At 71.2% G+C, this 4,622-nt stretch carries 6 protein-coding genes; 2 read left to right on the top strand and 4 right to left on the bottom strand.

Annotated features, from left to right (window positions below):
- Both VM840_05225 and VM840_05230 read right to left on the bottom strand, forming a co-directional pair.
- Positions 1-507: hypothetical protein (locus tag VM840_05225; protein HVL80976.1), on the bottom strand; the 507-nt coding region annotated here is incomplete at its 3' end.
- Positions 508-513: 6 nt separating this feature from the next.
- On the bottom strand, positions 514-1,467 hold the full coding sequence (locus VM840_05230) for a PstS family phosphate ABC transporter substrate-binding protein (protein ID HVL80977.1): 954 nt from the start codon (positions 1,465-1,467) through the stop codon (positions 514-516).
- A gap of 249 nt (positions 1,468-1,716) precedes the next feature.
- Here VM840_05230 and VM840_05235 point away from each other — a divergent pair, with 249 nt between their 5' ends.
- Positions 1,717-2,256: a gamma carbonic anhydrase family protein gene (locus VM840_05235; protein ID HVL80978.1), complete on the top strand. Its 540-nt coding sequence runs from the start codon at positions 1,717-1,719 to the stop codon at positions 2,254-2,256.
- Here VM840_05235 and VM840_05240 read toward each other — a convergent pair.
- Entirely contained in the window at positions 2,238-2,921 is a 684-nt protein-coding gene (locus VM840_05240; GenBank protein ID HVL80979.1) for a response regulator transcription factor, read from the bottom strand. The genes VM840_05235 and VM840_05240 overlap by 19 nt on opposite strands.
- Positions 2,918-4,219: an ATP-binding protein gene (locus VM840_05245; GenBank protein HVL80980.1), complete on the bottom strand. Its 1,302-nt coding sequence runs from the start codon at positions 4,217-4,219 to the stop codon at positions 2,918-2,920. Before VM840_05245 ends, VM840_05240 begins: the two co-directional genes overlap by 4 nt.
- A gap of 127 nt (positions 4,220-4,346) precedes the next feature.
- Here VM840_05245 and VM840_05250 point away from each other — a divergent pair, with 127 nt between their 5' ends.
- Positions 4,347-4,550, top strand: coding sequence for a dodecin family protein (locus VM840_05250; protein ID HVL80981.1), 204 nt, complete (start codon positions 4,347-4,349; stop codon positions 4,548-4,550).
- Positions 4,551-4,622 lie beyond the last annotated feature (72 nt).

Here is a 4,622-nt window from a genome sequence, read left to right on the forward strand (position 1 = left end):
GATCGCCACCCTCTCCGGCCCGAAGATCTTCCACAGGACCGTCTGCGTCACGAAGGTGAGCGCGAAGTAGCCGAGCACGACGGTCGGCATCCCGGCCAGGATCTCGAGCGTGGGCTTCAGCTTCCGGCGGACCCGAGGCGACGCGTACTCGCTCATGTAGATCGCGGTGCAGACCCCGAGCGGCACCCCGGTCAGTCCCGCGATGGCGGCGATCATCATCGTGCCGGCCAGCAAGGGCAGGACGCCGAACGCCTTCGGGGCGATCGACGGCGACCATCGCGTCGTGAACAGGAACTCGGTCAGGGGGACCGTGCGGAAGAAGTTCACCGCCTCACCGATGAGCGAGAGGACGATGCCTGCGGTGGTGGCGACGGACACGAGCCCGCACAGCAGGAGCAGCCCCCGGATCAGCGCCTCCTTGGGTCGGCGTCGTCGGGTCAGGTCGAGCCCGAGCCGGCCGGGCCCGGAGGGCCCGGCCGGCTCGGTCAACACGGCTGCTCGCGACATCGGCCCCTATCCGCTCGTCATGCTGCGCACGACCTGGTCGTAGCGCTCGAACTCGGCCTCCGGCAGCGGGTAGTACCCGACGTCCGAGGCCAGCTCGTTCACGTTCTCCATGTAGAAGCGCAGGAAGGCCGCCACCTCCGGCCTCTGGGCGGCCGCCTTCTTCGGGTAGATGTAGATCGGGCGTGCGAGCGGCTTGTAGGTGTCGCTCTGGATGGTCTGCCTCGAAGGCTCGACGCAGCCGTTCCCGCCGTCGATCTTGAGGACCTTCAGGTCGTCGGCGTTCTCCTCGTAGTACGCGTGCCCGAAGTACCCGATCGCGCCGCGGTCCCCGCTGACGCCCTGGACCAGCACGTTGTCGTCCTCGCTGAACTGCACGCCGTCCGTCCGGGAGCGCTGTGAGGCGCCGTTGATGGCCTCGGTGAAGTAGTCGAAGGTGCCGGAGTCGTGTCCGGGCGCGTAGAACTTGATCGGCGTGTCCGGCCACGAGGGGTCGACGTCCCGCCACGTGCGCACGGTGCTGCCCTCGTCCCACATCGCCTTCAGCTGGTCCGGGGTGATGCAGTCGTCCGCGATCCAGTCGTTGGCGTTGTTCACGACGACGGCGAGCGCGTCGATCGCCACGGCCACCTCCTCGTACTCGATCCCCGCGGCCTGGCACTCGGTGGCCTCGGCGTCCTTGATCGGTCTCGAGGCGTTGGAGATGTCCGTCTCGCCCGCGCAGAACTTCTTGAACCCGCCCCCGGTGCCGGAGACCCCTACCGTCACCTGGACGCCCCTGTTCTCGCGCTGGAACTCCTCGGCGACGGCTTCGGTCACGGGGAAGACCGTGCTCGACCCGTCCACCAGGACGGTGCCGGACAGGCTGCCGTCCCCCTGCTGGGCGGCGTTCTGGCCACCGCACGCCGCCGCGGTCAGCGCGAGCGTGATCAGCGCCGCCAGGAAGGTCCTGGACTTGCCCATACGGATGCTCCTTTCGCGTTCGTCCCGCCCGACGACGGGACCTTGGTCGCCGGCGAACCTACCGCCGCGACGTTGATGTCTTCCGACGGGTCGATGAACGCGAGATGAACGCGGCACAGCGACCTGAACCTACGGGTCTCCGCTGAACGCGATCCGTCCGGTATGTGAACGCAGCGTGAACGGGTCCTCTCCCTCTCGGCTCCCTCGTGCGGCGGTAGCCTTCGGTCCTGCCGGCGAAGGAGGTCGCACATGCCGCTCTACGAGTTCGAGGGGAAGGCTCCCCGTGTCCACCCGTCTGCCTTCATAGCGCCGACCGCGAGCCTGGTCGGCGACGTCACGGTGGAGGAGGGCGCTTCGGTCTGGTACGGAGCCGTCGTCCGCGCGGACTACGCCCCGGTGGTGATCCGCGCGGGAGCCAACGTGCAGGACGGGGCCGTCATCCACGGACCCCCCGGTCATACGACCGAGATCGGTGCGGGTGCGACCGTCGCCCACAACTGCGTGGTCCACGGCGCGACCATCGGCTCCGAGGCGTTGGTCGCCAACGGGTCGATCGTCCTCGACGGCGCGAAGGTCGGCGCCCGCTGCCTCGTCGCCGCGGGCTCGGTCGTGCAGACGAACGCCGAGGTGGAGGACGGGATGCTCGTGGCCGGCGCGCCAGCCCAGGTGAAGCGGCCCATCGACGGGACCCCCGCCGAGATCTGGGTGAACCTCAACCCGCAGGCGTACCGGGAGCTCGCCGACCGGCACCGCACGGGCCTGCGCGAGGTTCAGGCGTCGAACCTGTAGCCGAGGCCGCGCACCGTCTTCAGGTGCTCGGGAGCCTTGGGGTCACGCTCGACCTTGGCGCGCAGGCGCTTCACGTGGACATCGAGCGTCCGCGTGTCGCCGTAGTAGTCCTCACCCCACACCTGCGATATGAGCGAGTCGCGCGTCATGAGCCTGCCCGGGCGGCGCACGAGCGCCTCCAGGAGCGCGAACTCCTTCGGAGGGAGATCGACGACCGTCCCCCGGACCCGCACCTCGTGTCGCTCGGCGTCTAGCGAGACCGGACCGCACTCCACCACCGTCGGCGGGGCTTCCTCCGAGGGCGCGGTCCCGCGCCTCAGCACGGCTCGGACGCGCGCGACGAGCTCCCGGATCGAGAAGGGCTTCGTGACGTAATCGTCGGCGCCCAGCTCCAGGCCCAGGACCTTGTCCGCCTCGGCGTCCTTCGCCGTGACCATGATGATCGGCGTGGAGGAGGTCCGGCGTATCGTGCGACAGATGTCCATCCCCGAGACGCCGGGCAGCATGACGTCGAGGAGGACGAGGTCCGGGCGCCACGCACGGACGTACTCGAGCGCCCTGCCGCCGTCTCCGATGACCGTGCACTCGAACCCCTCCCGCTCGAGCCCGTAGCTCATCGCCTCGGCCAGGGCCGGCTCGTCCTCCACGATCAGTACGCGGGTCACGCGGCGTGCCCCGATCGCTCGGGCGCCCGCGTGGGCAGGTGGAGACGGAACGTGGAGCCGAGGCCGAGCTCGCTCTGGACCTCGACGCGCCCGCCGTGGTTCTCGGCTACGTGACGCACGATCGCCAGCCCGAGCCCGGTGCCGCCGGTCGCCCGGGAGCGTGCGCGGTCGACGCGGTAGAAGCGCTCGAATATGCGCGGGAGCTCCTCGGCGGGTATGCCGATCCCCTCGTCGGAGACGGCGATGGACGCCCATCCGTCGGAGGCCTCGACGCTCAGCCGGACCGTCCCCCGGTCGGAGTAGCGGACGGCGTTCTCCACCAGGTTCTGCACGGCCATCGCGATCTGCGACGGGTCGCCGTCCACCACCGTGGCGTCTCCCCGCACCTCGAGCGCCACCCCCTTGAGCTCGGCGATGGAGCGGGCGCGGTCCGCCGCCGCGTCGGCGACCGCCCGCAGCTCCACCTGCTCGACCTGCAGCTCCCCCCCCGTCTCGACGCGCGAGAGGTCCAGGAGGTTGGAGACGAGCCCGCCCAGCCGCTCGGCCTCCACCTGGAGGCGGTCGATGAACCGCGTCGCCGTCCCCGCGTCCCCGTCCGACATCGCGCTGGAGGCGACGTCCGCCAGCGCCCGCATCGCCGCCACCGGGGTCTTCAGCTCGTGGGAGACGTTCGCCACGAAGTCGCGGCGGACGCGGTCCAGCCGGTCCGCCTCGGACCGGTCCTGCACGAGCAGGACCGCGCCCCCGTCCGTGAGCGGCACCGCCCGGGCGATCACGTGGCGCGCCTCCGGGAGGCGGACGGTGAGCTCCTGGGACCCCACGCGACCGGACGCGACCGCGCGCCGGACGAGCGCCCCCAGGTCGGGCTGGGTGAGGCGCCGGGCGACCTCGAGGGCCCGGGCGCCGAACAGCTCGTGGGCGGCCGGGTTCGCGAACCGGATCGTCCCGTCGACGTCGAGGAGCAGCACGCCGTCGGTCGCGTGAGCGAGCGCGACGTCGCGGTCCCGGTCGGCGGCCCGGGCGGCGGCGAGCTCGTCCAGGAGCTCCCGGTGCGCGGCGGCGAGGAGGTCCGCCGTCTCTGCCAGCGAGCCGGCCGGGCGGACGTCGGCGGCGGAGATCAGGTCGGAGAGCGGCCTCTCGAGTCCGTTGCGGATGTAGAGCGCGAGGGCGGTCGCCCCCGACGTGGCCACGGCGAGCGTCGCGACCCACCCCCAGCGGGGGGAGACGGCCGCAGGCACCGCCGACAGGATGCAGAGGACGGCGATGGCCCAGGCCGAGCGCGCAGCACGCGATCGCATCTGCGCCAAGGTTACCCACCGGCGTGAACGGGAGCCGAACGGCGCCCGAACGCGGCAGGAACGACGCTGCCGCGGGCCGGACCGGCAATATGTTGCCGCCGCGGTTCGCCGTCCGATGGGAGGAAGCATGCCGGTGATCAAGTCGATCGACCTCGTGGGGGTCTCGGAGGACTCGTGGGAGGACGCCGCCCGTCAGGCGCTAGCCGAGGCGGCCAAGACGATCCGCAACATCACGGAGATGGAGGTCCTGCACTGGACCGCCGTCATCGACGCGGGCAGGATCAAGGAGTACCACGCCCACATGAGGCTGAACTTCCGCCTGGAGCGGTAGGTCCCCCCGAAGGCCGGCTGGCCCCGGTAACATCCCCGAAAGGGACCCCCGTCCCGAACTCCCCCCCGCGAG

The sequence above is a fragment of the Actinomycetota bacterium genome, assembly GCA_035540895.1.
In the GTDB taxonomy this organism is placed as follows: domain Bacteria; phylum Actinomycetota; class JAICYB01; order JAICYB01; family JAICYB01; genus DATLFR01.